Raw genomic sequence first — 26,822 nt, 5'->3', positions numbered from 1 at the left:
TCAGGGCGCCGGGACGAACTTCACCGCACTGGTGCGCAGGTACGTCCCGCCGCCCGCGGCGTTGGCGACGGTGACGTCGCCGCCGGTGCCCGCGGCGAAGTCGTACCGGCCGAGCAGGATCCACTGGTTGCCGCCGGTGGTCTGGTCGACGTCGACGCTGTCGGTGCCGCCGTCGTACGTGACGGTGTAGCGGGCCGCCGTGGAGCTGTTGGCGTGGTTCGGGACCCAGGCGTACACGTCGTAGCCACCGGCCGCGGGCAGGTCGGGCCGCCAGCTGGCCGTCGCCGTCGTGGCGTTGCTGGTGCGCGTCGGGGACCGGAGCCAGCCCGGCACGCTCGACCCGCTCCACGTCCCCTGCTCGGAGTAGCCGGTGTCGGTGACACCGACGATGCTCATCGGCAGCGGCGTGACGGAGACGGCGGCCGGCCGCGACTCGTTGCCGGACAGGTCGACGGCGCGGATCTGCAGCTGGTGCGCCGTGCCGTTGGCCAGCTCCTCGACCGGGAAGCCCAGCCGGGTGAAGCCCGGGTCGGCGATGTGCCCGACCGGTCCCTTCGTGTTCACCAGCACGCCGTCGGCGTAGACGTTGTAGCCGAGCAGGTCGACCTCGGCGTTCTGCGACCAGTACAGGATGGCCCGCCCGTTCGCCGCCTCGCCGGTCAGCCCGGTCGGCGCGGCCGGCGCCCGGGTGTCGACCGGGATGCGCACCGGCGCCGGGCTGGACGGCGCCGACTCGCGGCCGGCGCTGTCGACGGCGGTCACCGTGATCTCGTAGCGCTGGCCCGCCAGCATCTCGCGCATCCGGAACCACGGGCGCGCCACCGGCTGCCAGCTCACCCGCTGCCCGTCGAGGTAGACGTGGTAGCCGACGACGTCCGGGTCGTTCGGCGCCCGCCAGTGCCAGGTCAGCGTGGCGTCGCCGGTGGCCGGCGTGGCGCTGACGGTCCCGCGCACCCCGGCCGGCGCCGGCAACGCCGCGTCGCCGGCCGGCGGCACGGGGACGAACTTCACCGTGTCGGCGCGGAGGAACCCGGTGACGCCGTAGTCCTTGCCCAGCTCGACGTAGCCGTCGCCGCCCGCGGCGAAGTCGTACCGGCCGAGGTGGGTCCACCGGTCCACGACCCCGTCGGCCGGGACCACCGTGCTGCCGCCGGCGTGGGCGACGGTGAACCGTGCGTCGCCGGTGTTCAGCTCGTGGCCGGGCGTCCATGCGTAGACGTCGTACGCGCCGGTCGCGGGCAGGTCGGGCGTCCAGCGGGCGGTGGAGCTGGAGCCGCTGGCGTAGCGGCTGCCGGTGCCGAGCCAGCCGGTCACCGTCGCCGACCCGGCCCAGGTCCCGGCCTCGGTGTAGCCGGGGTCGCCGTCCTCGACGACCACCGCGGGGGTGAAGCGGGCGGCGTCGGCGCGCAGGGTGCCGGAACCCGCCGCGTCGCCGGCCACCCGGACGCCGTGCCCAGCGCCGGGCGTCAGCTCGAACGAGCCCAGACTGACCCAGCGCTGTCCGGCCGTGCGCTGGTCGACCACGACCTCGCTGGTGCCGCCGGCGTGCGTGACGGTGTAGCGGGCGGCGGTGTGCCCGGTGGAGAGGAAGCTCGGGTTCCAGACGGACACCTCGTACTCGCCGGCGGTGGCCAGCTTCGGCGTCCACGCGGCCGTCGCGCCCTGCTCCGCCGTGCTGCGGGTCTCACGATCCTGGTAGCCGAACGCCTCTCCGGTGCCCGACCAGGCACCGGTCTCGGCGTAGCCCGGCTCGCCGTTGTCGACGACGACGCTGCCGGGCGTCGCGCGCTCGCCGTCGTCCGTCGGCGCGTAGTAGCGGAAGTAGTCCCAGGTGGTGACGCCGGGCAGGTTGGACTCGTCGACCGGCGCGGTGTAGCCCAGCGTCGTCAGCCAGATGCTCTGCAGACCGTGCGGCCCGGCGTACGGCTGCACCCGGGCGAGCACGCCGTCGACGTACCAGCGGATCTCGTCCGGCAGCCATTCGAAGCCGTACGTGTGGTAGCCGTCGGAGCTGTCCGGGCCGACGTAGACGCCGCCCTGGTTGCCGATGTGCTCCGGCACGAACCAGTGCGAGTGGTGCTGAACGCGGTCCGGCGCGTGCGAGTCGATCTCGAACCCGTCGATCTCGTTCACCCGGTTGTTCGGGCCCTTGTAGAGCGGCGCGTCCGGCATGCTGTCGCCGAGCCCCGTCGTCCACATCGCCGAGTGGAAGCCCTGGTCGCCCCAGAGCCGCGCGCGGGTCTCGTAGTAGCCGTAGCCGAACCACTGCCGGCTGATCACGCCACCGCAGGTGTACGGCATGCCGTTGCGGTCCTCGCGCTTCAGCGCGATGTGCAGCAGGCCGTCCGAGACCGTCACGTTGTCCGGCGAGTTGGAGCAGATGACCTTCTCGCCCTCGCGGTAGTACCAGTCGCCGGTGTCGAGCCCGGTGCCGTCGAACTCGTCGGCCCAGGCCAGTTCGTAGCCGGGGATCGGGGCCGGCGCGGGCTCGGCCGCGGCCGCGGGGTCGGGCGCCGAGGACAGCGAGGCCGCGGTGACGGCTGCCAGCGCCAGCATGGACCAGACTCGTGCGGTGACGATCACGTGACGACCTCCTGGGGGCGAGGGGCTCACTGACGGACGAACTTGACGGCGTCGGCGCGGACGCAGCCCGCGCCGGTCCGTTCGACGCGGACGGTGTAGGGCCGGCCGGCGCTCAGCGAGAGGGCGCCACCGACCGGGACCCACGCGCTTTCGGCCGCGCCGAAGTCGACGGACGCGGCGGCCAGTGTCGTGGCGCCGTCGGCCACCGTCACCGGGGCGTCGGGCTGTCCGCCGTCGCCGCCGACGCGGTACAGGTACGCGCGGTACGACCCGGCCGACGGCGGCCGCAGCGTCCAGTGCGCGGCGGCGCCCGCGGTGCAGCTGTACCGGCTGGTCAGGCGGCCGAACGCGGGCAGGCCGGACGTGGCCCAGCCGGTGCCGGACTCCGCGTAGCCGCCTGCCGGGTCGTCGTTGTCGCCGTACGCGTCGCGCTGGTAGTAGCGGACGTAGTCCCACTGCGTCCGGCCCGGCAGCGCGCCGACGTCGACCCCGGGGCTGTCGTTGAGGTCGATGGCGATGGTGGTCAGCCAGACGTTGAGGAAGTTGTGCGCGTAGGTGCTCGGTGCGTACGGCGTGCTCCAGACCTGGACGCCGTCGACGAAGAAGCGCACCTCGTCCTCGCGCCACTCGTAGCCGTAGACGTGCCAGCCGGCCGAGCTGTCGAAGCCCAGCTCGTCGATCCCGCTGGTCAGGTGGCCGCCGTGGTTCCAGGCGATAACGTTGTGCCGGGCGTAGCCGGGCACGTGCGAGTCGATCTCGAACCCGTCGATCTCGGTGAACAGGCCGGTGGCGCCGACCTGCGCCGACCAGAACGCCGAGTGCCAGCCGGAGCCCACGTTGGTCCGGGCTCGCACCTCGTAGTACCCGTACCGCGGCCGATCCTTGCTGATCAGGCCGCCGCCGGTGAAGTCCGTGGTCGCGCTGGTCGGGAGGCAGTCCGGCCCGGACGTGCCCTGGGGGCACAGCCGGATGGTCATGACCCCGCCGCCGACGCTGACGTTCTCGGGCAGCTGCGTGCTCCAGCCGTTCCACGGCTTGCCGGTGCGGAACGTCCAGCGGCTCTCGTCGACCGCCGTGCCGTCGAACTCGTCCGCCCAGCTCAGCGCGTATCCGGGTGGTGCGGCGAGTACCTCGGCCTCGTCCGTCGCCGGGGCTGGGCCACCTGAGACCAGCGGCAGCGTTCCAGCCGTGACCAGGGTGATGAGCGCACGAACCCCCATGGCGACCTCCTCGTCACCGAGGAGAGTACGGCCATGCGGGTTCGTTGTCTACAATGTGAATGCGGCATCTACGCCGCGCGGGTTACTGCCCGATCTGCCGGTTCCGGCGGCCGCGCAGACGTCGGCGCTGGGACGGGTCGAGCATGAGGTAGCCGGCGACCGGGATGCCGATCAGCAGCACGACGAAGAGCCAGAAGGGCAGCAGCCAGAGCGCGAGGATCGCCGCGGCTGCACCTCCGACGATCCAACCGGTGTTCTTGCCCATGGCGGGTCCTTTCTCAAGGGTTGCTCCCTCCATTGTCCCCGGTGAAGGCCGTTTCGTCTCCATCCACGGGAGGGGCCGTCCCCTACGGGACCGACCAACACGTGGCAAACCCCTGTCGATCACCCCTGCTCGACGGGTAACGTCTGCGGGCGATGAAGGTCGTCGTCGCTGCCGAGACCCGTGAACACGAGCGCCGGGTTGCACTGGTCCCTGACCTCGTCGGGCGGCTGACCAGCGCCGGCCTGGAGGTCGTCGTCGAGTCCGGCGCAGGGCTGGGCGCCCTGCACACCGACGAGTCGTACGAGGCGGCCGGCGCCTCCGTGGCCGGGCCCGACGCGTTGGCGAGCGCCGACGTCGTCGTGTCGGTGCAGCCGTTGCCGCCGTCGCGCCTCGCGGGGCTGCGCTCCGGCGCCGTCACCGTCTCGTTCCTGCCCGCGACGCAGGAGCTGGACGTCGTTCGCGCGGCCCGCGACGCCGGGGTGACGGCGTTCTCGCTGGAACTGGTGCCGCGCATCTCGCGAGCGCAGTCGATGGACGCGCTCACGTCGCAGGCGCTGGTCGCCGGGTACCGCGCGGTGCTCGTGGCGGCCGAGAAGCTGCCCCGGTTCTTCCCGCTCTCGATGACCGCCGCCGGCACCATCCCGCCGGCCGAGGTGCTCGTGCTCGGCGCCGGCGTGGCCGGGCTGCAGGCCATCGCGACGGCGCGCCGGCTCGGCGCCCGCGTCCAGGCCTACGACGTGCGCGCCGCGTCCGCCGACGAGGTGCGCAGCCTCGGCGCCAAGTTCGTCGAGCTCGACCTCCCCAGCCTCGAGGGCGCCGGGGGCTACGCGCGCGAGATGACCGAGGACCGCGCCCAGCTGCAGCGCGACCTGCTGGCGCCGCACGTGTCCGCGTCGGACGTGCTGATCACGACCGCCGCCGTGCCGGGCCGGTCGGCGCCGCTGCTGGTGGAACGACCGGCCGTCGAGGCGATGCGGCCCGGCAGCATCGTCGTCGACCTCGCCGCCGAGTCCGGTGGCAACGTCGAGGGCAGCGTCGCGGGCTCGGAGGTGCTGGTCGGCGGTGCGCTCGTGTGGGGCGCGCGGAACGTGCCCAGTCAGCTGCCGGTGCACGCCAGCCGCCTCTTCGCCGCGAACGTCGTCAACCTGGTGCTGCTGATGACGGCCGACGGCAAGGTCACGCCCGACTTCGCCGACGAGATCGTCGACGGCGCCGCCGTCACCCACGACGGCGCCGTCCGGCATGCACCGACCCGCGAGCTGCTGGAGGCCGAGTGACCGAGGGCGTCGCGCTACTGACGGTGTTCGTGCTGGCGGTGTTCGTGGGGTTCGAGGTCGTGTCGAAGGTCTCGTCCACGCTGCACACGCCGCTGATGTCCGGCGCCAACGCGATCCACGGCGTCATCCTCGTCGGCGCGGTCATCGTGGCCGGGACGGCGGACGAGGCCGGCGTGCTGGTGGTCGCGCTGATCGCGGTCGTGCTGGCGACACTGAACCTGGTCGGCGGGTTCGTCGTCACCGACCGGATGCTCGAGATGTTCGGCGGGAAACCGCGCTCCGCCCGTGATGAGGAGGGCGGCGCGTGATCCCCGTCTGGGCCCAGGTCTGCTACGTCGTCGCCGCCGTCTGCTTCATCCTCGCCCTCAAGGGCCTCTCGTCGCCGAAGTCCGCGCGGCGCGGCAACCTGATCGGCGCGTTCGGCGCGCTGCTCGCCGTCGTCGTCACGTTCATCGCCTACGACATCGACAACCTCGGCTGGATCCTGCTCGCCGTCGTGGTGGGCGCGGTCCCGGGCGCTCTGGGCGCCCGGCGGGTCGCGATGACGGCGATGCCGCAGCTGGTCGCGCTCTTCAACGGCGTCGGCGGTGGCGCCGCCGCCCTCGTCGCGATCCTCGAGCTGCGCCACGCCGACCTGCTGTCCGACGGCGCGCTCGCGGCGTCCGCGTTCACGATCCTGATCGGCGCGGTGTCGTTCTCCGGGTCCGTCATCACCTTCCTCAAGCTGCAGGAGCTGATGACCGGCCGCCCGATCACGTTCCCCGGTGGGCCGTTCGTGTTCGGCGGCGTTCTGGTCGCGGCGGTCGGGCTGGGCGTGTGGACGGTCGCGACCGGCAGCGTGACGCTGGCGATCATCCTGGCGATCGTCGGGCTGCTGGCCGGCGTGCTGCTGGTGCTGCCTGTCGGCGGCGCGGACGTGCCGATCGTCATCTCGCTGCTCAACGCGTTCACCGGGCTGGCGGTCGCCGCCGGCGGGTACGTGCTGGAGAACGCGCTGCTGCTGGTGGCCGGCACGCTGGTCGGCGCCAGCGGCACGATCCTCACCCGGGCCATGGCGCGCGCGATGGGCCGCTCGGTGTCGTCGATCCTGTTCGGCGCGTTCAAGGGCGGCTCGTCGGCGGGCGGTGGCGAGGTGTCGGACCGCCCGGTCCGGTCGGCCGGTCCGGACGACGTCGCGATCATGCTCGCGTACGCCCGCAAGGTCATCGTCGTGCCGGGGTACGGGCTGGCGGTGGCGCAGGCGCAGCACACGATCCGCGAGCTGGTCGACCTGCTGGAGAAGCGCGGCGTCGAAGTCGGCTACGCCATTCACCCGGTGGCCGGGCGCATGCCGGGACACATGAACGTGCTGCTCGCCGAGGCGAACGTGCCGTACGAGCAGCTGCTGGAGATGGACACCGCCAACGGCCAGCTGCGCACGGCCGACGTCGCGCTGGTGGTCGGGGCGAACGACGTGGTCAACCCGTCGGCGCGGACGTCGCCGGGGTCGCCGATCTACGGCATGCCGATCCTCGACGCCGACCACGCCGGCGCGATCGTGTTCCTCAAGCGCTCGATGCGGCCCGGGTTCGCCGGCATCGAGAACGAGCTGCTCTTCGACGCGAAGACGACGCTGCTGTTCGGTGACGCGAAGGCGTCGCTCACGGCGCTCGTGACGGCGCTGAAGTCGCTCTGAGCGGGCGTCAGTCGACGACGCCGTAGAGGCGGTCGCCGGCGTCGCCGAGGCCGGGCACGATGTAGCCCTTCTCGTTCAGCCGCTCGTCGACCGCCGCCGTCACCACCGTGACCGGTACGCCCAGCTCGCGCGTCTCGTCGTCGAGGTGCTGCACGCCCTCGGGCGCGGCCAGCAGGCACACGGCGGTGATGTCGTCGGCGCCGCGGTCGACGAGGAACCGCACGGCCGCCGCCAGCGTGCCGCCCGTGGCCAGCATGGGGTCGAGGACGTAGCACTGCCGCCCGGTGAGGTCGTCGGGCAGCCGGGTGGCGTACGTGGTGGCCTGCAGGGTGTCTTCGTCGCGGATCATGCCGAGGAAGCCGACCTCGGCTGTGGGGACCAGCCGGGCCATGCCGTCGAGCATGCCGAGCCCGGCTCGCAGGATCGGTACGATCAGCGGCTTCGGCGAGCTGAGCTTCACGCCGGTGGTCGGCGAGACCGGCGTCTGGATCTCGACGGAGTCGACGCGCGCCTCACGGGTGGCCTCGTAGGCCAGCAGCGTGACCAGCTCGTCGGCCAGTCGCCGGAAGGTGGGCGAGTCGGTGCGGACGTTGCGCAGCACGGTGAGCTTGTGCGCGACGAGAGGGTGATCGACGGCCAGCAGACGCATGCCAGGAACTTATATGAATACGGGCACGCTCTCGACCAGTTGGGTGTGCTGGTGCTAGCGTCCCCGAGAGTGTGCAGGGGTTGCGTCTGAAGAACGGAGGCCAGATGCCCGAGGGCGCCATAGCCGAGCCCGTCGGCTCGGGTACAGACGATCCCCCATCTGCCGGCGGCGAACTCGTCGCCGATGCCGCACGCCTGCGTCAGCGGGCGGTCTTCCTCCGCGAACTGGCGGAGGCCCGCGCGCTGCTCGCTCGTTCCACCCCCTGGCACGGCCGCACCGCCGGCCTGCGCGGGCGGCTACGGCAGAGCATGTAGAAGCCGCTCCGCCGGTGTCCGACACTGAGGGCGTCGTCGACTTCGTGGTCGTGGCGTACCGCGAGGCCGGGCGCTGGCTGGTCGAGACCGCGCCGCGAGAGCTCGGGAACGATCTCGGCAAGCTGGTCGCCGTGCTGCGCGAGCGGCCGGGCGACGCCGGGTCGCTGGCCTTCGTCTCCGTCGACGAGGACTTCTTCTACGCGGCCCGGCTGATCGGTGACGACCTGCGGCTGCTGCTGTCCGACGTCACCGCCGCGACCGACTGGCCGATGGCCCGCGACGTCGTCGAGCGGCTCGGGCTGCCGTTTCCTGACGACGACGACCAGGCGCAGCCGGCCGGCGACCTGACGATCTTCGCCGACCTCGGCGTCGACCCGATGTCGCTGGCCGCGATCTGCGACCTCGACACCTACCCCGACGAACTGCTGCTGCGCATCGCCGCCCGGGCCGGTTTCGGCCCGCAGTTGGACGACGTCCTGCCCTGATCGTCAGAGACCGCCGCGCAGCTGCATGGCCGATGCGACGCGGTCGACGGCGAGCGAGTAGGCCGCCTGCCGGTAGCTGCAGTGGTGCTCTTCGCTGAACTCCGCGACCTCGGTGAACGTCCGCTCGATGCGCCCGCGCAGCTCCGTCGCCAGCCGCAGCTCGTCCCAGGGCACGCCCGCCACGCCCTGTGCCCACTCGGCGTACGCGGCGATGGCCGCGCCGCCACCGGCCAGGAGGTCGGGCACGACCCGCACCCCGCGCGCGTCGAGGACGGCGTCGGCCTCAGGCGTGACGGGGTGCGCGGCGCCCTCGACCACGATGCCCGCGCGCACGCCGTCGACGTTGAACGCCGTCAGCACCTCCCCGGTGGCCGCCGGGATCAGCACGTCGCAGTCGAGCGTCAGCAGCTCGTCCGGCGCGATGCGCTGCAGCGGCGCCCGGGAGTCGGCGACGGAGTAGCCGGCGGCGGTGGCGCGCAGCAGTTCAGGGACGTCCAGCCCGCGCTCGTTCAGCACCGCGCCGCCGGCGTCGCCGACCGCGACCACCCGCACGCCGCGCACGAACAGCTCGCGGGCCACCCAGGAGCCGACGTGGCCGAAGCCCTGGATCGCCACGCGCTGCGCCCCGAGGTCGATGCCCCAGCGCCGGGCCGCCGCCTCGAGCACGTACACCAGCCCGCGCCCGGCAGCGGCGTCGCCGCCGGACACGCCGCCGAGACCGAGCGGCTTGCCCGTGACCACGCCGGGCGCGTGCCCGTGCCGGCTTCCGTACGCGTCGAGGAACCACGCCATGACGCGCGCATCGGTGTTGAGGTCGGGCGCGGCGATGTCGAGCCGCGGCCCCATGACGTGGCTGACGGCGAGCGCGTAGCGCCGCGTGAGCGCCTCGAGCTCCGTCGTCGAGTAGTCGGACGGGTCGATCAGCAGGCTGCCCTGGGCGCCACCGAACGGCAGGCCGTGCAGCGCCGAGCGCCACGTCGTCAGCGACGCCAGCGCGCGGGTCTGCTGGAGGTCGGCGCGCGGGTGGAAGCGCAGCCCGCCGAGGTACGGCCCGCGGGCGGCGTTGTGCTGGACGCGGTACCCCTGCACGACGGCGATGCTGCCGTCGTCGCGGCGCAGCGGCAGCTGCACGCCGAGCTCGCGGTCGTGCAGTTTGAGCAGCTCGTTCACGCCGGGACGCAGTTCGAGCTGCTCGGCCGCGCGGTCGACCGACGCGGCCACGGCGATGTCGGGGGTGAGACCGCGGTCGATCATCGAGAGGGAGGTGAGGGTCATGGGATCTCCCGTAAAGCGAACGCTCGTTCTTCTAAGCTTGGCATCAGTTGGCTGATCGCATCAAGGGTTTCGCGTGCTTCCTGTGGCGACGCTGAGAATGCCGCCGCCGGCGGGTGTGACCCGCCTTACCTCCGCGGCACGTATCGTCGGGGGCATGTCCGCGGGACCGGCCGGCCGGCGCCACGAGCCGCACATGCGCCTCGCGCTGGCCGAGGCCGAGCTGGCGCCGTCGACGGGTGACGTCCCGATCGGCGCCGTCGTGGTCGACGCGGGCGGCGCGGTGCTCGGGCGCGGGCGCAACCGGCGCGAGGCCGACGCCGACCCGACGGCGCACGCCGAGGTGCTGGCGCTGCGCGCGGCGGCGGCCGCGGCCGGAACCTGGCGGCTGGAGGGGTGCACGCTGGTCGTCACGATGGAGCCGTGCTCGATGTGCGCCGGCGCGCTCGTGCTGGCCCGCGTCGACCGGCTCGTCTATGGCGCGCCCGACCCCAAGGCGGGCGCCGTCGGCTCGCTCTGGGACCTCGTCCGTGACCGCCGGCTCAACCACCGCCCCGAGGTGCTGGCCGGCGTCCTCGCCGACGAGTGCGGCGCGCTGGTCCGCGCGTTCTTCGCCGCCCAGCGCACCTGACATTCATCGATGTCTGATACATGGGTGACGGTGACTCCAGCCGGTTCCATGGCCGTCGGCGACTGCTGGCCCGGCTGCTCCGCGAGCTCGCGGAGGTCGCGGCGACGGGCCGCGGCTGCGACGCCGGCGTCGTGGGACGAGTTCTCCGGCCGGCTGCGGCTCACGCTGCAACGTCGCCGGCCGTCGTGGTTCTCGACGAGTTCTCGCGGGTCGCGCAGAGCATCGACGGCGACACCGCGACGGCGCAGACCGCCGTCACCCGCGGCCTGAAGGTGCTCACGGGTATCGGCGGGGTGGTCGCGGCCGACGTGCCCGCCGGTGCGGCGCCGAACAGCCGGCTGCGGCGGCACCGCGTCGCCGACCCGTACCTGCGGTTCTGGTTCCGAGCCGCAGCCGGCCGACATCGCCCGCACTGGGCCGTCTGCACGTCATGATCACGGCCGGCCGCCCGATTTCCTAGACGCACCGAGGCTCCGGTACCCTCGACGGCGGTAGCGTGTCCGAGCGGCCTAAGGAGCACGCCTCGAAAGCGTGTGTGGGGGCAACTCCACCGTGGGTTCAAATCCCACCGCTACCGCCAGGCCGAAGGGCCCCACCCGTGTCACCGGTGGGGCCCTTCGTCGTGCCGACGCACTGGACCACGTCAGACCAGCTCAGTCGCCCTCCGCATGGTCGCCCTCCTAGCCTGAAGGGGCTCGAGGCGGGGGGACGCCATGTCCATGCACGAGAACATCACCATCGACCCGGCGCTCACGGAGCTGTACAAGGACCTGCACCGGCATCCGGAGCTCGGCTTCCAGGAACACCGCACCGCCGCGATCGTCGCGCGTCGACTGAACGCCTCCGGGTTCGCCGTGACGACGGGCGTCGCCGGCACCGGGATCGTCGGCATGCTGACGAACGGGTCCGGCCCCACGGCACTGCTGCGCGCCGACATGGACGCGCTCCCGGTCGAGGAGGACACCGGGCTGGACTACGCCAGCACGGCGACCACGACCGACGCGAGCGGGGCGACCGTTCCGGTCGATCACGCGTGCGGTCACGACCTCCACACCACCTGCCTCCTGGGCGCCGCCGACGCGCTGGCCGCCGACAGAGCGAGCTGGTCCGGCACGCTGGTGGTGGTGTTCCAACCGGCGGAGGAGCTCGGCGCGGGAGCGCAGGCGATGGTGGACGACGGCCTGTACGACCGCTTCCCGGCGCCCGAGGTCGTGCTCGGCCAGCACGTGGCGCCGTTGCCCGCGGGCAAGATCGCGGGGCATCCCGGCGCGTCCTACGCGGGCTCGGACTCGTTGCGCGTGCGACTCGTCGGCCGGGGTGCCCACGGGTCGATGCCCGAGGCCTCGATCGATCCGATCGTGATGGCGGCCGAGACCGTCCTGCGGCTCCAGACCGTGATCTCGCGCGAGATCCCGAGCACCGCGACGGCCGTTCTCACCGTCGGCTCGATCCATGCCGGCGACGCCGCCAACGTGATCCCCGGAGCGGCCGAGTTGCAGCTGAACATCCGCACTTACGACACCGGGGTGCGCCAGCGCATCCTCGACAGCGTCGACCGCATCGTCCGCGGCGAGGCCGCGGTCGCCGGCGCGGCCGAGGAGCCCACGATCACCGAGATCGAACGGTTCCCCGTCGTCGTCAACGACCCCGCGGCCCTCGGCCGCACCCTGGACGCGTTCGCCGCCTGGCTCGGACCGGACAACATCCTCGACCCCGGCGCCGGTGCGGGCAGCGAGGACGTCGGCATCCTGGCGACGAGCGCCGCCGCACCCTTGTCCTACTGGCTGCTCGGTGGCACCGACCCGGCGCTGTTCACGACCGGCGACATGACCGACCCCGCCCTTCTCACCGTGCCGTCCAACCACTCGCCCCACTACGCCCCGGTGATCCAGCCGACGCTCACGAACGGCGTCACGGCGCTCGTCACCGCGGCCCGCACCTGGTTGCCGGCGTCCTAGCGCGCGGTGGCTCCGCCCTGCGCTCATCCGTTCGTTACGTCACCAAGGCTGTCGCACTTTAGGCTCTAGGCCTGCCGCGACGTGGGTCGCCGGGACGAGGGACGGGGGTGCGGCGTGACCGTCGACTCGCTCAACGTCTTCCTGCTCGGCGGCGCCCTCGTGCTCATCGCCGCCGTCGTCGCGGTCCGCGCCAGCGTGAAGCTCGGGCTGCCGAGTCTCGTGCTGTACCTGCTGATCGGCGTGCTCATCGGCGAATCGGGACTGGGCGTCCAGTTCTCCGACCCCGACCTCGCGCAGTCGTTCGCCTACGCCGCACTCATCGTCATCCTGGCCGAGGGCGGCCTGACGACGAACTGGGACGAGGCGCGGCCGGTGTTCGGCATCGGCCTGTCGCTGGCGACCGTCGGCGTGGTGGTGAGCACGGCGGTCGTCGCGATCATCGGGCACTTCCTGCTCGGGCTCGACTGGCTGCCGGCGATCCTGCTCGGCGCGATCTTCGCCCCGACCGACGCCGCCGCGGTGTTCTCGACGCTGCGGCGGCTGCCGTTGAGACGACGGCTGTCCGGCGCGCTGGAGGCCGAGTCCGGTCTCAACGACGCGCCGGCCATCGTGCTGGTGACGATCCTGAGCGCCAGCCACGGCCCCGCCGAGGGCTTCCTGCTGATCGGGCTGACGGTCGTGTACGAGCTGATCGGCGGTGCCGCGCTGGGCTACGTGGTGGGGCGGGTGGGTGCGGCCATCCTGCGCCGGACCGCGCTGCCGGCGTCAGGCCTGTACCCGCTGGTCGTGCTGACGCTGACGGTGCTGGCGTACGCCCTCGGCGCGTACGCGCACATGAGCGGGTTCGCGGCGGTGTACATCGCGGCGCTCGTGCTGGGCAACTCGCGGCTGCCGCACCGCGCGGCCACGCGGTCGTTCGTCGAAGGGCTGGCGTGGCTGGCGCAGATCGGGCTGTTCGTCATGCTCGGCCTGCTGTCGTCGCCGTCGGACATGCCCGGCGCGTTCGTCACCGCCGTCGTCGCCGGGGCCGCGCTGACGTTCGTCGCGCGGCCGATCTCGGTGTGGGCCGCGACGGCGCCGTTCGTGATGTCCGTCCGCGAGAAGGTGTTCGTGTCGTGGGCCGGGCTGCGTGGTGCGGTGCCGGTCGTGTTCGCGACCATCCCGCTGGCCGAGGGCGTGGAGCGGGCCGAGTGGCTGTTCGCCGTCGTCTTCATCGTCAGCGTCCTGTACACGCTGATCCAGGCGCCGACGCTGCCGTGGCTGGCGACCCGGCTCGGCATGGTCCCGGCCTTCCCGACCCGCGACGCCGACGTCGAGTCCGCGCCGCTGGAACGCCTGGACGCCGACCTCATCCACGTCCGCGTGCCGCCCGGTTCCAAGCTGCACGGCGTCGAGATCGGCGAGTTGCGCGTGCCGCCGGGCGTCGGCGTCGCGCTGATCGTCCGCGGCGACACGTCGATGGTGCCCGGCCCGCGGACCAAGCTGCAGCACGGCGACGAGATCCTCATCGTCGCGCCGCGGGCGCTGCGCCGCGCCACCGAGGCCCGGCTGCGCGCCGTCGGACGACGCGGCCGGCTGGCCGGCTGGTTCGGCGAGCGCGGCGGCGCTCCGGACGAGGACGACTGACGCGCCGGCGTCAGGACGCGGCCTGGCAGGGCGGCAGCTCGGCCGACGGCGTTGGCGGCGGCGCCGCGGGGTCGGCCAGCGCCTCGAACGTGTCGCCGAGGACGAGGTCGATGGTCGCCTCGGTGCGCTCGTCCGGCACGTACACCGCGCCGGGCACCAGCGTCGCGACGAGCTCGGCGGCGGCTTGGTCGTCGGGCCGCGACCGCACCTCGGCCGTCCCGGTAACGGACTTGCTCAGCGGGTCGTTGTCGACGTCGACGACGGTGAAGCCGCGGTCGCGGACCTGCCGGGCCACCGCCGACGCCAGCCCGTTGCGGTCGGTGGCGTTGTAGACGTTCACCTGCACGTCCGCCGGCGCCGGCGCGGACGTCGGCGCGCCCGGCGCGCACGGCTGGGTGGTGGAGCCCGCCGTGCCCGGCTCTTCCTCGCCGACGACGTTGGCCCAGCTGTACCACGCGGCGCCGATGACCACGCCGATGAGGACCAGCAGCGTCACCGAGGTGCGGATGCGCCGCCAGTGATGCCGGCGTGCGCTCTCCTCCTCGGTGAGCTGCTCATCCTCGAACGCCATGGGTGCTCCGGGGTCGGCGGCGATGCCGCAGGGCAGGGGTCTGGGGTGATCTGGTCAGCCTAGTGTGCAGGTCCCGTTTCCGCAGGTCATGCCTCGGCGTCGGGAACCAGGAGGACGCGGGCGTGGATGACCGGGCGCTGTTGCAGCGCCGCGCGGAGCGCACGGTGCAGCCCGTCCTCGAGGTACAGCTCGCCGCGCCACTCGACCACGTGGGCGAAGAGGTCGCCGTAGAACGTGGAGTCGTCGGCGAGCAGGGTCTCGAGGTTCAGCGTGCGTTTGGTGGTGACGAGCTCGTCCAGGCGGATCTGGCGCGGGGGGAGCTCGGACCACGCCCGCAGACCCGTGTCGTGCTCGGGGTAGGGCTTGCCGTCTCCGACGCGCTTGAAAATCACCTAGCGCAGTCTAAACGGCGGGCGTCGTTTTGCCTGGCATATGCCGGACCACGTGCGAACGCGGCCGGCGAGAGCTCGCCGGCCGCGTTCACGGGTACAGGGTCAGGAGTACGCCTCGACGGTGTTCGAGCAGTTGCGCAGCTGGCCGGTGGACATCTTCTTCTCACAGACCCGGAAGATGACCCGGCGGCCCTCCGCGAGGTTGAAACTGTACGTCTTCGTGTCGATCGAACCCTGGTCGGGGCCGCTGTCCCGGTGCAGCCAGCCGCTGGACGTCGACGGCGACTCGCGCCAGACGCCCTGGGAGAGGTACGGCCCTTCGCACCAGGTGAACAACGCCACGGCGCGCCACCCGTTGGACTTGTTGTCGGACACCACGAGCTTCTCGCCGCGCTCGTAGAACGTCACGGACGCGCCGTTGATCGACTTCGTCCAGATTCTGCCGTCCGGGTTGGGCTGCTCCCAGCAGCCCCTGGTGGCGACGTCGCCGGGCTTCGGCCCGCTCGGCGCGGCCACGCCCGGCAGTGCGACGGAGGTCAGGGCGACGGCGCCGGCGACCGCGGCGGCCCACCGGGCCAGCCTGCGCGACCGCCGCGGCCGGGTGCGGGTCGTTGTACGTAGCGTCATTCGTCGTGCTCCAAGCTCGGTCGGACAGGTGCTCGGAGTGTGCCGACGGCCGCTTACCTGCTGCTTGCGCCGCACTTGTCGCCGCGACGCCCGGCGTTCAGCCCGGCGCCAGTTCGGCGATGCGCCGGGCCAGGTAGCGGCGCTCGCCGTCGTTGCCGGCCGCCGCCAGCGCCGCGCGATACTGCGTCGCGGCGCCCGCGTGGTCGCCCAACCGGCGGAGCAGGTCCGCGCGGGTCGCGGGCAGCAAGCCGTAGCCGTCCAACTCGGCCGCGACGGCGTCGACCTGCGCGAGCCCGGCCGCCGGGCCGTCCGCCATCCCGACCGCGACCGCCCGGTTCAGCCGCACCACCGGCGTCGGCTGCTGCTCCAGCAGCTGGTCGTAGAGCCGGACGATGCGCGGCCAGTCGGTGTCCTCGGCCCGCGGGGCGACCGCGTGACAGGCCGCGATCATCGCCTGCAGCTGGTACGGGCCGGGACGCTCCCACGTCAGCGCCCGCTGGAGCAGCTCGACGGCGCCCGCGATGGCCGGGCGGTCCCAGCGGCCGCGGTCCTGCTCCTCCAGCGGGACCAGTTCGCCCTCCCCGCCGACCCGCGTCGCCGCGCGGGCGTCGTGCAGGCGGAGCAGCGCGAGCAGGCCGAGCGGCTCGGGGTCGTCCGGCAGCAGCTCGGTCACCAGGGCGGCCAGCCGCAGCGCCTCGTGGGTGAGTTCCGGCCGCATCAGCCCGTCGCCGCTGGTGGCGCCGTAGCCCTCGTTGAAGAGCAGGTAGACGACGCCGAGGACGGCGTGCGTGCGCTCCGGGAGTTCGTCCGGCGGCGGCACGCGGTACGGGATCGCGGCGGCCCGGATCTTGCCCTTCGCCCGGACCAGCCGCTTCGCCATCGTCGCCTCGGGCACCAGGAACGCTCGCGCGATCTCCGCCGTCGTCAGGCCCGTCAGCGTGCGCAACGCCAGCGCGACCTGCGCCTCGAACGCCAGCGCCGGGTGGCAGCACGTGTAGAGCAGCCGCAGCCGGTCGTCGTCGAGGCGCACGTGCCGCCCGCCCGGAAATGGGGTCGGTGGGCCGCCTGGACGGCCGGCTCGCGGGACGCCGGGATGCTCGCGCGGTGGGCCGCCGGGATGCTCGCGTGGCGGGACGCCGGGATGCCCGGTGCTCGGCGCCTGGTCCGGCTCGTCCGGCAGGTCGGGCTCGCCCGGCGGTTCGTCCGCCGTCGCCGCCAGCAGCCGAAGCTTCGCTGCGCCGGCCTTCGCCCGGCGCAGCCGGTCCAGTGCCCGGCGCCGCGCCGTCGTCGTGAGCCAGGCGCCGGGCCGGTCCGGGACTCCGTCGCGCGGCCAGGTCTCGAGCGCCGCGGTGAACGCGTCGGCGGCGGACTCTTCGGCGAGATCCCAGTCGCCGCCCCACCCGATCAACGTCGCGACGACCCGTCCCCACTCGTCCCGGAACGCGTCGGCCACGGCAGCGCCCACGTCGGCGCCGGCGTCGACGTTGGCATGACCCGCCCCGCTAGGGAGGGTGCCCACCCTACGGGCGGGCACTGACAACTCGGCGTCGTTCATCGGACCGGACGGATCTCGACCTGCCCGAACCGGGCGGCGGGGTGCCCGGAGGCGATCTCGACCGCTTCGTCCAGATCGGCGCACTCGATCAGCGCGAAGCCGCCGATCTGGTCCTTCGTCTCCATGAACGGACCGTCCGTGCGCAGCACGTCGCCGTCGCGGACCCGCACCGTTGTCGCCGTCCGGCTCGGGTACAGGCCCTCGTGTGCCCGCAGCACCCCGCGCCGCTCGAGGTCGGCCATCCACGCGTGGAACCGGCGCAGCCCGTCGCCGTCGGCGATGTCGGGCTCGCGCTCCTCGTCGGCGCTGATCAGCAGCAGGTACCGAATCGGCTGGCTCATGGTGTCCATCGTGCGCCATCCCGTTCGTCGTGGGGTCGACCCGTCGCTACTTCGAGGAGCATCCGATGTTCACCACCACGTCCGCCGACGGCACCACGATCGCCTACGACCGCTCCGGATCCGGCGCCCCGATCGTCTTCGTCTCCGGCGCGTTCAACGACCGGCACACGCTGGCACCCGTCGCCGCCGAGCTGGCCTCGTCCCACACCGTCGTCTGCTACGACCGGCGCGGCCGCGGCGACAGCGGCGACACCGCCCCCTACGCCGTCGACCGCGAGATCGAGGACCTCGACGCCGTCCTGACGGCCGTCGGCGGGTCGGCGGCCGTGTTCGGCTTCTCGTCCGGCGCGAACCTCGCCCTGCTCGCCGCCTCCCGCGGCGTCGTCGTGTCCTCGCTGGTCATGTACGAGGCGCCGTTCGCCCTGACGACGGACGACCGGCGGCCGGCCGACCTCCCCTCTCGGCTCGCGTCGCTGATCACCGCCGGCCGCCGCGCCGACGCCGTCACGACGTTCCAGCTGGAGGGGATCGGGCTGCCGCCGGAGATGGTCGCCGGGATCCGGCAGTCGCCGTTCTTCCCGCAGCTCGAGGCCATCGCCCCCACCGTCGTCTACGACGCCACCCTCACCGCGCCCCCGTACGACCAGCCGACCCCGGAGATGCGTGCGGTGCAGGTGCCGGTGCTGGTTCTGACGGGCGAGGAGACCTGGCCGGTCCTGCGGCGCACGGCCGAAGCCCTGCCGTCCCTCCTGCCGGACGCCCGCTACCTCACCGTCCCCGGTGGCGCGGACCACACCATCTCGCCGCCCCACACCGCCGCCGTCGTGCGGGAGTTCCTCACCTGACCGCTGCTCGGCGCGTTGTGTCGGACCCGGCCGCGAAGATCGATCTCCCGACGTCGGTGAAGGGACGTGTTCGCAGTGGGTGTCTGGAACGATGTCTACCAGAGCGACAGTGCGCTGCGGCGCTTCCTGGACGAACGCCTTCCCGCCCGCCATCAGGTCGCCGACGAGTGGAGCCGTGAGGTCGGTAGATCGCCGCGGCAGCCAATGCGTCTCGGTGCCTACGGCGACTACACGTTCATCGGGACGGCGTTGGAGATGCGGATCGGCCTCGACCTGGCATCGAAGCCGGCGTACCTGCCAGTGCTGCGGAGCCTGACGGCCGAACGGTGCGAGACGTTGCTGCGGGTCGCTGGCTTCGATCGCGTGGCGCCAGAGTGGCAGCTACCCGACATCACCGAACCGACGATCTTGAGCTGGACGAGGGCGACGCATCCGACGATCGTCGATGACGATCAGGTCGAAGCGCTCCTGGCCTGCTACGCCGCAGCTGCGGACGCGCGCACGGCGCGGGTGTGCCGACACGAGTCCACGGAGCTCCAACGACGCATCGCCGTGAAGGGGCTCAACGGCGTCGGGCGCCAGACCCACCCTGATCATGATCGCGAGGTCACCCGGGCAATGACACCGCTCTGGCAGGCCTACCTGGATGTCGGTCGTTCCAGCCTGAGTGATCTCGGCGAGCTTTCGCTCGTCCAGATCGAGCTGGCCTCTGGCTACGCGGTGGCCGACCTGCTCATCGGGACGACCGTCGTCGAGGTGAAGAACTATGCCGATCCGGCTGCGGAGATGCGCGCGGTGCTCGACCAGGTGCTCACCTATGCGCTGCTCAACCGCTGGCGTCCGCATCTCACTATCGACGCCGTCGCCGCCTATTTCGGCTGGCAGGCCGTGACGGTGTCGGTGGAGCTGGATGACCTCCTGAACGTCTCGACCCCAGGACCGACGCCGGGACTGCACGAGATCTCGTCAGATCTTCGCCAGGAGATCGCCAACGACCTGGAGGACGCGACGTATTGGCACGAGTGCGACGAACTCAGCCGTCGCCGGGTGTGACGTCACACCATGGCCGCCGAGGACGGGTCGCAACACGCGTTGCCCACTCGCTGGACGTCGGTGACTGCCGACCGGGCGCTCGTGCTGCACGCAGTGGGCGAACCAGAGCGACGACAAGAAGCCTGTTGACGAGGGCAAATGAGACCGGAACTGAGACTACGAGCACCTCGGGGCCGTTCCCTGAGGAGACGGCCCCGGACGTCGGTGCTGGTGAGCGTGGCGGAGGATAGGGGATTCGAACCCCTGAGGGATTGCTCCCAACACGCTTTCCAAGCGTGCGCCCTAGGCCACTAGGCGAATCCTCCGCCGGAGAGGCTATCGGACAACGGTGCTCCGCCTGAAATCGACGGTACGGATGTGGCTCCGGGCGGGCGAGCACGTACACTGACAGCCGACCCCTCGCGTGGCGGCACCCCGCCTAACTCCCCCAGGGCCGGAAGGCAGCAAGGGTAAGTGGGCTCTACCGGGTGCGCGAGGGGTCCTTTCACGTCCGCGATGGGAATCTGTCGGTGCGGACGACTAGGGTTCGCAAGGTGTCGTCGCTCGCTCTGTATCGCACCTATCGGCCAGGCCGGTTCGCTGACGTGGTCGGGCAGGAGCATGTCACCGTCCCGCTGATGCGAGCGCTGGCCAACGACCGCGTCCACCACGCCTACCTGTTCTCCGGGCCGCGCGGCTGCGGCAAGACGTCGTCGGCGCGCATTCTGGCGCGGTCGCTGAACTGCGAGAAGGGCCCCACCGACGAGCCGTGCGGGCAGTGCCAGTCGTGCCTCGACCTCGCGCCGAACGGGTCCGGCAACATCGACGTCGTCGAGCTCGACGCCGCCACGCACGGGCTGGTCGACGACGCGCGCGACCTGCGCGAGAAGGCGCATTTCGCGCCGGTGTCGTCGCGGTTCAAGATCTACATCATCGACGAGGCGCACCAGCTCGGGCCGGGCGCGGCGAACGCGCTGCTCAAGCTGATCGAGGAGCCGCCGGCGCACCTCAAGTTCATCTTCGCCACCACGGCCCCCGACAAGATCATCGGCACCATCCGCTCGCGCACGCACCACTATCCCTTCCGGCTCATCCCGACGAAGACGCTGCAGCAGAACCTCGGCTGGATCTGCGAGCAGGAGGGCGTGCCCATCGAGCCCGCCGCGCTGGCGCTCGTCGCCCGGGCCGGGGCGGGGTCCGCGCGCGACGCCCAGTCGATCCTGGGCCAGCTCATCGCCGGTGCGGGCGACGACGGCGTGACGTACGACCTCGCGGTGGCGCTGCTGGGGTTCACCGACGCCGCCATGCTCGACCAGATCGTCGAGGCCGTGTCGGCGAGCGACGGGCGATCCGTCTACGCCGCGGTCGACCAGGTGATGGACGCCGGGCACGACCCGCGCCGGTTCCTCACCGACCTCCTCGAGCGGTTCCGCGACCTCATCGTCCTGCGCGCCGCCCCCGACGCCGTCGCCGAGGGCCTGCTCGACCTCCCGCCCGAGCAGGCGGAGCGCATGGCCATCCAGGCGTCGCAGTTCGGGCCGTCCGACCTCGTCCGGCTCGCGGCCGTGGTCGACGAGGGCATCACCGCCATGAAGGGCGCCACGCCCACGCGGCTGCAACTGGAACTGGTGTGCGCGCGGCTGCTGCTGCCCGGCGCCGACGACACCGTGTCCGGCATCCAGGCCCGCCTCGACCGCGTCGAGCGACGGCTGACCGGTGGCGAGCCACTGCCGCCGGCCTCCACGCAGGCTGACGCCGCGCAGACTCCGGCCCCGGCGCCGGTGGCCGAGGTGACGGCGGGGATGTCCAGGCGAGCGGCCGCGTTCGCCCGGGTCAGCCCGGCCGCCGAGGCTCCGACGACGACGGCGGCGCCACCTGCCGCGGCCGAACCCCCCGCCGCCGCGCCGACGACGCCCGAGCCGGCACCGAGTGCGCCGCCGGCGGAACCGCCCGCCGACCTCGTGCCACCCGAGCCCGTCGCCGAGCCGACGCCCGAGCCCGTCGCCGAGCCGGCTGCGCCCGAACGACCGACAGCGCCCCCGGCCGACCAGCCGCCGCCCACCCAGGCCGCGCCGACGGCCCCACCCGCGCAGACGGCACCACCGCAGGCCACGCCACCACCGCAGGCCGCGCCACCTGCGCAGACGGCACCACCGCAGGCCGCACCGCCCGAGCCCGCCACCCCGCCGCAGCCGATCCCGTCGGCAGGCGCGTCCGGTGCCTCGGGCGGCGTCGCCGACCTGCGCCGCATGTGGCCGGAGGTGCTGGTCCGGCTCAAGGAGATCAAGCGCACCCCGTGGAGCCTGATCTCCCAGGAGTCCGTCGTCTCCGACGTGTCAGACGGTGTGCTGACCTTGGCCTTCCGCCAGCCGACCCTGCGCGACACGTTCGCCCGCCGCGCGGACTTCCAGGAGAGCCTGCAGCAGGCCATCAAGGACGTCCTGCTGCTCGACCTGCGCATCGAGGCCATCGTCGACCCGTCCGCGGACCCGTCGGCGCAGAACCGTGCCGCCGCACCGTCCGCGCCGACCCGCCCCGCGCAGCCGGCGGCGTCCCCCCCGGCGCCCGAGCCGCCCGCTCCCGCACCGCCCACCGATCCCGCGCCCGCCTCGCCCCCAGCCGGCGCCGACGAGCCCGGCGCCAACGGGACCAGCGCCGACGCGCCCGCCGCCCAGGGCCGGGCCGCCGCGGCCAAGGCGGCCGCCCGCCGCGTCCAGCAACAGGGCGCCGCCCCCGCGGCCACGACCGCACCCACAGACCGCCAGGCCACCGACGACGACGCCGACCCCGACGACGAAGATCTGGCCGACAACGGCGTGTCCGAGCGCGAACTGCTCGAACGGACCCTCGGCGCCACCGTCATCGCGGAGATCGAGCACGAGTGATCAGGTCGTCAACGCACCTGGTCAGATCGGGCCGGGTCGGTGACGTAGGCTCGCTGTGACCATGTGCCATGACAAGACCCCGCGTGGGTGAGGAGGCAGCCGTGTTTCCGCCTGGTTCCGAAGGCTTCGACATGAGCCAGCTGCTGCAACAGGCCCAGCGCATGCAGGAGCAGCTCCTCTCCGCCCAGCAGGACCTCACCGAGTCCGAGGCCACCGGCAGCGCCGGCGGCGGGCTGGTCCGGGCCACCGTCACCGGCGCCGGCGAGCTCACCGACCTGCAGCTGGACCCGTCCGTCGTCGATCCCGAGGACGTCGAGACGCTCGCCGACCTCATCATCGCCGCGGTCCGCGACGCGCACGCCGAGATCCAGCGCCAGGCCAACGAGCAGCTCGGCGCCATCAACGCCGACGTCGCCGGCATGCTCGGCGGGGCTGGCGGCCCCGGCGGCGCGAACCCGCTCGCCGGCCTCTTCGGCGGTGCCGGCGCGCCCGGCGGGGCCCCAGGCCCCGACACCGTGCGCGGCGAGATCGAGGGCGACGACCGCCCCGGCCCGGGCAACTGAGCCGAGTCCGTCATGTACGAGGGCGTCGTCCAGGACCTGATCGACGAGCTGGGCCGGTTACCAGGCGTCGGCCCGAAGAGCGCCCAGCGCATCGCGTTCCACCTGCTCGCCGCCGACGCTGACGACGTCCGGCGGCTGGTCGCCGCGCTCACCGAGGTCAAGGAGAAGGTCCGGTTCTGCACGGTGTGCGGCAACGTCGCGCAGCAGGAGCAGTGCCGCATCTGCCTCGACCCTCGCCGCGACCCGTCCGTGCTGTGCGTCGTCGAAGAGCCGAAGGATGTCGTGGCGATCGAGCGGACGCGCGAGTTCCGCGGCCGCTACCACGTGCTGGGCGGCGCGATCAGCCCCATCGAGGGCGTCGGGCCCGACGATCTGCGGGTACGCGAACTGATGACGAGACTTGCCGACGACACCGTGCAAGAGATCATCCTGGCCACCGACCCGAACCTCGAAGGCGAGGCGACGGCGACGTATCTGGCCCGGATGATCAAGCCAATGGGCTTGCGCGTCACGCGGCTGGCCAGTGGACTGCCTGTGGGCGGTGATCTCGAGTACGCCGACGAGGTCACTCTGGGCCGCGCATTCGAGGGACGGAGACTGCTGGATGTCTAGCGCTGTTGTACGACCTGCCGACGACCCTGCCGCCGAGTACGGGGACTTTGCCGCGGAGATCGCCGACCAGATCGAGAGCTTCCTGCTGGCCGTCCGTGAGATCGCCCGCGGCAACGACCCCGGCAGCACGCTGTCGCTGCTGCTCCTCGAGGTCAGCCAGCTGTGCCTGGCCGGCGGCCGCCTCGGCGCCATCAGCGACGTCGTGCCGGACGAGCGGTTCGAGCCCGACGCGGGCCCCGACGCCGACGTCGACGAACTGCGGCTGCGCATCGCCGCCCTGCTCGAGCCGGTCGACGGCTACGTCGAGGTCGTCGACCCCGTCGACCCCGAGCGCGGCGCCACCGGGTTCCGGCTCTCCGACGACCTCGCCAGCATCGCCCAGGACCTCCTGCACGGCCTGACGCACTACAAGGACGGACGGGTCATCGAGGCGCTGTGGTGGTGGCAGTTCTCCTACCTGTCGTCGTGGGGCTCGACGGCCGGCTCGGCGCTGCGGGCGCTGCACTCGCTGATCGCCCACACCCGCCTCGATCACCACGACGAGCAGATCGAGGTCACGCAGGAGGAACTGCTCCCCGCGCAGGCCGAACTGTAGGCCGGAATCTGAACAACCCGTCCCGCGATCCGGACGTCTCGGGGCACAGCCACCGGGTCGCCTAGACTGCCATGGGCACGTGCTGGCTGTGGGAGGAGTGTGCCGTGGGGCTGGTTGTGCAGAAGTACGGGGGTTCCTCCGTCGCTGACGCCGCGGCCATCAAGCGGGTGGCGCAACGCATCGTCGCCACCAAGAAGGAGGGCCACGAGGTCGTCGTGGTCGTCTCCGCCATGGGCGACACGACGGACGAGCTGCTCGATCTCGCGCAGCAGGTCTCGCCGCTGCCGCCGGCCCGCGAGCTGGACATGCTGCTCACGTCCGGCGAGCGCATGTCCATGGCGCTGCTGGCCATGGCCATCGGCGACCTCGGCCACGAGGCCCGGTCGTTCACCGGCAGCCAGGCCGGCGTCATCACCGACTCCGTGCACGGGCGGGCCCGCATCATCGACGTCACGCCCGGCCGCATCCGCCAGGCGCTCGACGGCGGCGCCATCGCCATCGTGGCCGGTTTCCAGGGCGTCAGCCAGGACAGCAAGGACATCACGACGCTGGGCCGCGGCGGCTCCGACACCACGGCCGTCGCGCTGGCGGCGGCGCTGGACGCCGACGTGTGCGAGATCTACACCGACGTCGACGGCGTCTTCTCCGCCGACCCCCGCATCGTGCCGACCGCGCGCCGTCTCCCGAACATCACGTACGAAGAGATGCTCGAGATGGCCGCCTGCGGGGCGAAGATCCTGCACCTGCGCTGCGTCGAGTACGCGCGCCGCTACGGCATCCCGATTCACGTGCGATCCAGTTTCTCGACGCTCACCGGCACGTGGGTGTCCGATTCCGACGGAAGCGAGCAGGCCGACATGGAGCAGGCGATCATCTCCGGCGTCGCGCACGACCGCAGCGAGGCGAAGATCACGGTCGTGGGCGTGCCCGACAAGGTGGGCGAGGCGGCCACCATCTTCAGCTCGGTCGCCGCCGCCGACGTCAACATCGACATGATCGTGCAGAACGTCTCGGCCGTCGACACCAACCGCACGGACATCTCGTTCACGCTGCCGGCCAGCGACGGGCGCAAGGGCGTCGAGGCGCTGACGGCCATCCAGGCCACGGTCGGCTTCGAGTCGCTGCGCTACGACGACGGCATCGGCAAGGTGTCGCTGATCGGCGCCGGCATGCGCAGCCACCCGGGGGTCAGCGCGAAGTTCTTCAGCTCGCTGGCCGACGCCGGCGTCAACATCGAGATGATCTCGACGTCGGAGATCCGCATCTCGGTGGTGGTCCGCGCCGACGACGTCGACGCCGCCGTCACCGCACTTCACCGAGCCTTCGACCTCGATGCCACCCAGGTCGAGGCGGTCGTGTACGGGGGTACCGGGCGATGAGCGACAACCGTCCCACCCTCGCCGTCGTCGGGGCCACCGGCGCCGTCGGCACCGTCATGCGCGACATCCTCTCCACCCGCCAGAACGTCTGGGGCGAGATCCGGCTCATCGCGTCGGCCCGTTCGGCCGGCCGCCGGCTCACCGTCCGCGGCGAGGAGGTCGAGGTCCAGGAGCTGACCGCCGACGTCTTCGACGGCGTCGACGTCGCCATGTTCGACGTCCCCGACGAGGTGTCCGCCGAGTGGGCGGGGGTCGCCGTCGAGCGTGGCGTCGTCGTGGTCGACAACTCCGGCGCGTTCCGCATGGACCCCGACGTCCCGCTGGTGGTGCCCGAGGTCAACGCGCGCATGACCCGCAACCGGCCGCGCGGCATCATCGCCAACCCCAACTGCACGACGCTGTCGATGATCGTGGTGCTGGGCGCGCTGCATGCCGAGCTGGGGCTGACGGCGCTCAACGCGTCGTCGTACCAGGCCGCGTCGGGCGCCGGTCAGGCCGGCATCGACACCCTGCACGACCAGCTCAACAAGGTCGCCGGCAACCGCGAACTGGGCACCCACCCCGGTGACGTCCGCCGCGTCGTCGGCTCCGACCTCGGCCCGTTCCCGGCGCCGCTCGCGCTGAACGTCGTCCCGTGGGCGGGTTCGCTGAAGAACGACGGCTGGAGCTCCGAGGAGCTGAAGATCCGCAACGAGTCGCGGAAGATCCTCGACCTCCCCGACCTCAAGGTCTCGGCCACCTGCGTCCGGGTGCCCGTCGTCACCACCCACTCGGTGGCCATGCACGCCACGTTCGAGAACGAGGTCACCACCGAGCGGGCCTGGGAGATCCTGCGCGACGCCCCCGGCGTGGTGCTCTACGACGACCCCGCCCGCGGCGAGTTCCCGACCCCGGCTGACGTCGTCGGCACCGACCCCACGTGGGTCGGCCGCATCCGCCGTTCGCTCGACGACCCCAACTCGCTCGACCTCTTCGTCTGCGGCGACAACCTGCGCAAGGGCGCGGCGCTCAACACCGCGCAGATCGCCGAGCTGCTGGCGGCCGAGCTCACCACGGCCTGATCACGAGGAAGAGGACTCTTCGAGGAGCTCCTCGGCCGCCTCGACGAGGTGGCGTGCTTGGCGGAGCGCGGCGCACGCGCTGGTGGCTGACGTTCAGGACGCCGTAGTGGGCGTCGTCCTTGACCGAGAGCAGCCTGCTCAGGTCGCGTGCCATGGCGTCGCCCACCTCGGTGACTCCCTTGAGCAGTTCGGTGGCTTGCCGGTGATCCTGCCCGCGCGATCTTCGGCCCAGCACCACACAGCACACCGCGTCCGAGGCCGCAATTCCGGCGAGGACAGCGAGCGAGCTGGCGACGTTGGGTGTCGCCAGTTCGTCGTCCTGCTCACCGATCAACTCCGCCACGTCGAGGAAGGCGCGATCGTGCTCTAACCGCGCGAAGCCCTGTGCTCGACTGCACGTGGCCGTTCG

The 26,822-nt window shown here is 72.4% G+C and carries 28 protein-coding genes, 2 tRNA genes and 1 other RNA gene; 19 read left to right on the top strand and 12 right to left on the bottom strand.

The window, feature by feature from the left end; genetic code table 11:
- The 3 genes from BLV02_RS22005 to BLV02_RS21995 all read right to left on the bottom strand — a co-directional run bounded on the left by BLV02_RS22005 (position 1) and on the right by BLV02_RS21995 (position 4,068).
- Positions 1 to 2,583, bottom strand: coding sequence for a golvesin C-terminal-like domain-containing protein (locus BLV02_RS22005; protein ID WP_069110145.1), 2,583 nt, complete (start codon positions 2,581 to 2,583; stop codon positions 1 to 3).
- Positions 2,584 to 2,609: 26 nt separating this feature from the next.
- Positions 2,610 to 3,803, bottom strand: coding sequence for a family 16 glycosylhydrolase (locus tag BLV02_RS22000; protein WP_069110144.1), 1,194 nt, complete (start codon positions 3,801 to 3,803; stop codon positions 2,610 to 2,612).
- Positions 3,804 to 3,885: 82 nt separating this feature from the next.
- Positions 3,886 to 4,068: a hypothetical protein gene (locus BLV02_RS21995; protein ID WP_069110143.1), complete on the bottom strand. Its 183-nt coding sequence runs from the start codon at positions 4,066 to 4,068 to the stop codon at positions 3,886 to 3,888.
- A 152-nt stretch (positions 4,069 to 4,220) separates the two neighbouring features.
- Between BLV02_RS21995 and BLV02_RS21990 the strand changes: the two genes are divergently transcribed.
- The 3 genes from BLV02_RS21990 to BLV02_RS21980 are packed head-to-tail and all read left to right on the top strand — an operon-like array spanning position 4,221 to position 7,020.
- Positions 4,221 to 5,345 (top strand): NAD(P) transhydrogenase subunit alpha, encoded by a 1,125-nt coding sequence (locus BLV02_RS21990; RefSeq protein ID WP_069110142.1) that lies wholly within the window; start codon positions 4,221 to 4,223, stop codon positions 5,343 to 5,345.
- Positions 5,342 to 5,653, top strand: coding sequence for an NAD(P) transhydrogenase subunit alpha part 2 (locus BLV02_RS21985; RefSeq protein WP_069110141.1), 312 nt, complete (start codon positions 5,342 to 5,344; stop codon positions 5,651 to 5,653). The genes BLV02_RS21990 and BLV02_RS21985 overlap by 4 nt, the downstream gene beginning before the upstream one ends.
- On the top strand, positions 5,650 to 7,020 hold the full coding sequence (locus tag BLV02_RS21980) for an NAD(P)(+) transhydrogenase (Re/Si-specific) subunit beta (protein WP_069110140.1): 1,371 nt from the start codon (positions 5,650 to 5,652) through the stop codon (positions 7,018 to 7,020). Before BLV02_RS21985 ends, BLV02_RS21980 begins: the two co-directional genes overlap by 4 nt.
- A 7-nt stretch (positions 7,021 to 7,027) precedes the next feature.
- On the opposite strand, the gene upp is transcribed toward BLV02_RS21980, so the two are convergent.
- Positions 7,028 to 7,669, bottom strand: a complete 642-nt coding sequence (gene upp, locus BLV02_RS21975; protein ID WP_069110139.1) for a uracil phosphoribosyltransferase — start codon at positions 7,667 to 7,669, stop codon at positions 7,028 to 7,030.
- A 104-nt stretch (positions 7,670 to 7,773) separates the two neighbouring features.
- Between upp and BLV02_RS21970 the strand changes: the two genes are divergently transcribed.
- Both BLV02_RS21970 and BLV02_RS21965 read left to right on the top strand, forming a co-directional pair.
- Entirely contained in the window at positions 7,774 to 7,983 is a 210-nt protein-coding gene (locus BLV02_RS21970; RefSeq protein WP_069110138.1) for a hypothetical protein, read from the top strand.
- Between the two features lie 14 nt (positions 7,984 to 7,997).
- The gene (locus tag BLV02_RS21965) at positions 7,998 to 8,468 is read left to right on the top strand and encodes a tRNA adenosine deaminase-associated protein (RefSeq protein WP_074946590.1); all 471 of its coding nucleotides are present in this window, start codon (positions 7,998 to 8,000) and stop codon (positions 8,466 to 8,468) included.
- A 3-nt stretch (positions 8,469 to 8,471) separates the two neighbouring features.
- Here BLV02_RS21965 and BLV02_RS21960 read toward each other — a convergent pair whose 3' ends face one another.
- Entirely contained in the window at positions 8,472 to 9,743 is a 1,272-nt protein-coding gene (locus BLV02_RS21960) for a Glu/Leu/Phe/Val family dehydrogenase (protein ID WP_083288383.1), read from the bottom strand.
- A 154-nt stretch (positions 9,744 to 9,897) separates the two neighbouring features.
- Here BLV02_RS21960 and tadA point away from each other — a divergent pair, with 154 nt between their 5' ends.
- The 5 genes from tadA (at position 9,898) to BLV02_RS21935 (ending at position 13,955) form a co-directional block, all read left to right on the top strand.
- Positions 9,898 to 10,371 carry a tRNA adenosine(34) deaminase TadA gene (gene tadA / locus BLV02_RS21955; RefSeq protein ID WP_074946588.1) on the top strand — a complete coding sequence of 158 codons (474 nt, stop codon included), beginning with the start codon at positions 9,898 to 9,900 and terminating at the stop codon, positions 10,369 to 10,371.
- Positions 10,372 to 10,391: 20 nt separating this feature from the next.
- On the top strand, positions 10,392 to 10,805 hold the full coding sequence (locus BLV02_RS21950; RefSeq protein WP_069110136.1) for a hypothetical protein: 414 nt from the start codon (positions 10,392 to 10,394) through the stop codon (positions 10,803 to 10,805).
- Positions 10,806 to 10,861: 56 nt separating this feature from the next.
- Positions 10,862 to 10,951 (top strand) — tRNA-Ser (locus BLV02_RS21945).
- A gap of 133 nt (positions 10,952 to 11,084) precedes the next feature.
- A complete protein-coding gene (locus tag BLV02_RS21940; protein ID WP_069110135.1) occupies positions 11,085 to 12,329 on the top strand; it encodes an amidohydrolase in 1,245 nt (414 codons plus the stop codon).
- Positions 12,330 to 12,443: 114 nt separating this feature from the next.
- A complete protein-coding gene (locus BLV02_RS21935) occupies positions 12,444 to 13,955 on the top strand; it encodes a potassium/proton antiporter (protein ID WP_069110134.1) in 1,512 nt (503 codons plus the stop codon).
- Between the two features lie 10 nt (positions 13,956 to 13,965).
- On the opposite strand, the gene BLV02_RS21930 is transcribed toward BLV02_RS21935, so the two are convergent.
- From BLV02_RS21930 to BLV02_RS21910, 5 genes are all read right to left on the bottom strand, one after another.
- Positions 13,966 to 14,526, bottom strand: a complete 561-nt coding sequence (locus tag BLV02_RS21930) for a LytR C-terminal domain-containing protein (protein WP_069110133.1) — start codon at positions 14,524 to 14,526, stop codon at positions 13,966 to 13,968.
- 86 nt (positions 14,527 to 14,612) lie between these two features.
- The gene (locus tag BLV02_RS21925) at positions 14,613 to 14,918 is read right to left on the bottom strand and encodes a type II toxin-antitoxin system VapB family antitoxin (protein WP_053203958.1); all 306 of its coding nucleotides are present in this window, start codon (positions 14,916 to 14,918) and stop codon (positions 14,613 to 14,615) included.
- A gap of 102 nt (positions 14,919 to 15,020) precedes the next feature.
- Positions 15,021 to 15,545, bottom strand: coding sequence for a hypothetical protein (locus tag BLV02_RS21920; RefSeq protein WP_069110132.1), 525 nt, complete (start codon positions 15,543 to 15,545; stop codon positions 15,021 to 15,023).
- A 97-nt stretch (positions 15,546 to 15,642) separates the two neighbouring features.
- Complete coding sequence (locus BLV02_RS37250) at positions 15,643 to 16,998, bottom strand: RNA polymerase sigma factor (protein WP_069110131.1); 1,356 nt, start codon at positions 16,996 to 16,998, stop codon at positions 15,643 to 15,645.
- A 98-nt stretch (positions 16,999 to 17,096) separates the two neighbouring features.
- Entirely contained in the window at positions 17,097 to 17,429 is a 333-nt protein-coding gene (locus BLV02_RS21910; protein WP_069110290.1) for a YciI family protein, read from the bottom strand.
- A gap of 77 nt (positions 17,430 to 17,506) precedes the next feature.
- On the opposite strand from BLV02_RS21910, the gene BLV02_RS21905 reads away from it, so the two are divergent.
- Both BLV02_RS21905 and BLV02_RS21900 read left to right on the top strand, forming a co-directional pair.
- Complete coding sequence (locus BLV02_RS21905; protein ID WP_069110130.1) at positions 17,507 to 18,286, top strand: alpha/beta fold hydrolase; 780 nt, start codon at positions 17,507 to 17,509, stop codon at positions 18,284 to 18,286.
- Positions 18,287 to 18,361: 75 nt separating this feature from the next.
- Entirely contained in the window at positions 18,362 to 19,339 is a 978-nt protein-coding gene (locus BLV02_RS21900) for a hypothetical protein (protein ID WP_141711442.1), read from the top strand.
- A gap of 217 nt (positions 19,340 to 19,556) precedes the next feature.
- Here BLV02_RS21900 and BLV02_RS21895 read toward each other — a convergent pair.
- Positions 19,557 to 19,644 (bottom strand) — tRNA-Ser (locus tag BLV02_RS21895).
- Positions 19,645 to 19,729: 85 nt separating this feature from the next.
- Here BLV02_RS21895 and ffs point away from each other — a divergent pair.
- The 7 genes from ffs (at position 19,730) to BLV02_RS21860 (ending at position 26,413) form a co-directional block, all read left to right on the top strand.
- Positions 19,730 to 19,826, top strand: an RNA gene (gene ffs, locus BLV02_RS21890) — signal recognition particle sRNA small type.
- 22 nt (positions 19,827 to 19,848) lie between these two features.
- Positions 19,849 to 22,203 (top strand): DNA polymerase III subunit gamma and tau, encoded by a 2,355-nt coding sequence (locus tag BLV02_RS21885; protein WP_342762396.1) that lies wholly within the window; start codon positions 19,849 to 19,851, stop codon positions 22,201 to 22,203.
- 131 nt (positions 22,204 to 22,334) lie between these two features.
- A complete protein-coding gene (locus BLV02_RS21880) occupies positions 22,335 to 22,766 on the top strand; it encodes a YbaB/EbfC family nucleoid-associated protein (RefSeq protein WP_216094064.1) in 432 nt (143 codons plus the stop codon).
- Between the two features lie 12 nt (positions 22,767 to 22,778).
- On the top strand, positions 22,779 to 23,378 hold the full coding sequence (gene recR, locus BLV02_RS21875) for a recombination mediator RecR (RefSeq protein WP_069110126.1): 600 nt from the start codon (positions 22,779 to 22,781) through the stop codon (positions 23,376 to 23,378).
- Positions 23,371 to 23,973 (top strand): DUF5063 domain-containing protein, encoded by a 603-nt coding sequence (locus BLV02_RS21870; RefSeq protein WP_069110125.1) that lies wholly within the window; start codon positions 23,371 to 23,373, stop codon positions 23,971 to 23,973. The genes recR and BLV02_RS21870 overlap by 8 nt, the downstream gene beginning before the upstream one ends.
- Positions 23,974 to 24,077: 104 nt before the next feature.
- Positions 24,078 to 25,352, top strand: a complete 1,275-nt coding sequence (locus BLV02_RS21865; protein ID WP_069110289.1) for an aspartate kinase — start codon at positions 24,078 to 24,080, stop codon at positions 25,350 to 25,352.
- The gene (locus tag BLV02_RS21860) at positions 25,349 to 26,413 is read left to right on the top strand and encodes an aspartate-semialdehyde dehydrogenase (RefSeq protein ID WP_069110124.1); all 1,065 of its coding nucleotides are present in this window, start codon (positions 25,349 to 25,351) and stop codon (positions 26,411 to 26,413) included. The genes BLV02_RS21865 and BLV02_RS21860 overlap by 4 nt, the downstream gene beginning before the upstream one ends.
- Here the strand turns inward: BLV02_RS21860 and BLV02_RS35790 are convergent.
- Positions 26,400 to 26,756, bottom strand: coding sequence for a hypothetical protein (locus tag BLV02_RS35790; RefSeq protein ID WP_141711441.1), 357 nt, complete (start codon positions 26,754 to 26,756; stop codon positions 26,400 to 26,402). The genes BLV02_RS21860 and BLV02_RS35790 overlap by 14 nt on opposite strands.
- Positions 26,757 to 26,822: the final 66 nt, after the last annotated feature.

Source organism: Jiangella alba (assembly GCF_900106035.1).
In the GTDB taxonomy this organism is placed as follows: Bacteria; Actinomycetota; Actinomycetes; order Jiangellales; family Jiangellaceae; genus Jiangella; species Jiangella alba.
Note: the sequence above shows the minus strand (reverse complement) of the source record. Positions and strands in the feature narration are given on the sequence as shown.

Excerpts from the sequence above, each read along its gene's own strand:
- BLV02_RS22000 (WP_069110144.1), bottom strand. The coding sequence starts at position 3,803 with ATGGGGGTTCGTGCGCTCATCACCCTGGTCACGGCTGGAACGCTGCCG.
- BLV02_RS21995 (WP_069110143.1), bottom strand. The coding sequence starts at position 4,068 with ATGGGCAAGAACACCGGTTGGATCGTCGGAGGTGCAGCCGCGGCGATC.
- BLV02_RS21990 (WP_069110142.1), top strand. The coding sequence starts at position 4,221 with ATGAAGGTCGTCGTCGCTGCCGAGACCCGTGAACACGAGCGCCGGGTT.
- upp (WP_069110139.1), bottom strand. The coding sequence starts at position 7,669 with ATGCGTCTGCTGGCCGTCGATCACCCTCTCGTCGCGCACAAGCTCACC.
- BLV02_RS21970 (WP_069110138.1), top strand. The coding sequence starts at position 7,774 with ATGCCCGAGGGCGCCATAGCCGAGCCCGTCGGCTCGGGTACAGACGAT.
- BLV02_RS21960 (WP_083288383.1), bottom strand. The coding sequence starts at position 9,743 with ATGACCCTCACCTCCCTCTCGATGATCGACCGCGGTCTCACCCCCGAC.
- tadA (WP_074946588.1), top strand. The coding sequence starts at position 9,898 with ATGTCCGCGGGACCGGCCGGCCGGCGCCACGAGCCGCACATGCGCCTC.
- BLV02_RS21950 (WP_069110136.1), top strand. The coding sequence starts at position 10,392 with ATGGGTGACGGTGACTCCAGCCGGTTCCATGGCCGTCGGCGACTGCTG.
- BLV02_RS21940 (WP_069110135.1), top strand. The coding sequence starts at position 11,085 with ATGTCCATGCACGAGAACATCACCATCGACCCGGCGCTCACGGAGCTG.
- BLV02_RS21930 (WP_069110133.1), bottom strand. The coding sequence starts at position 14,526 with ATGGCGTTCGAGGATGAGCAGCTCACCGAGGAGGAGAGCGCACGCCGG.
- BLV02_RS21920 (WP_069110132.1), bottom strand. The coding sequence starts at position 15,545 with ATGACGCTACGTACAACGACCCGCACCCGGCCGCGGCGGTCGCGCAGG.
- BLV02_RS21905 (WP_069110130.1), top strand. The coding sequence starts at position 17,507 with ATGTTCACCACCACGTCCGCCGACGGCACCACGATCGCCTACGACCGC.
- BLV02_RS21880 (WP_216094064.1), top strand. The coding sequence starts at position 22,335 with ATGAGCCAGCTGCTGCAACAGGCCCAGCGCATGCAGGAGCAGCTCCTC.
- recR (WP_069110126.1), top strand. The coding sequence starts at position 22,779 with ATGTACGAGGGCGTCGTCCAGGACCTGATCGACGAGCTGGGCCGGTTA.
- BLV02_RS21870 (WP_069110125.1), top strand. The coding sequence starts at position 23,371 with ATGTCTAGCGCTGTTGTACGACCTGCCGACGACCCTGCCGCCGAGTAC.
- BLV02_RS21860 (WP_069110124.1), top strand. The coding sequence starts at position 25,349 with ATGAGCGACAACCGTCCCACCCTCGCCGTCGTCGGGGCCACCGGCGCC.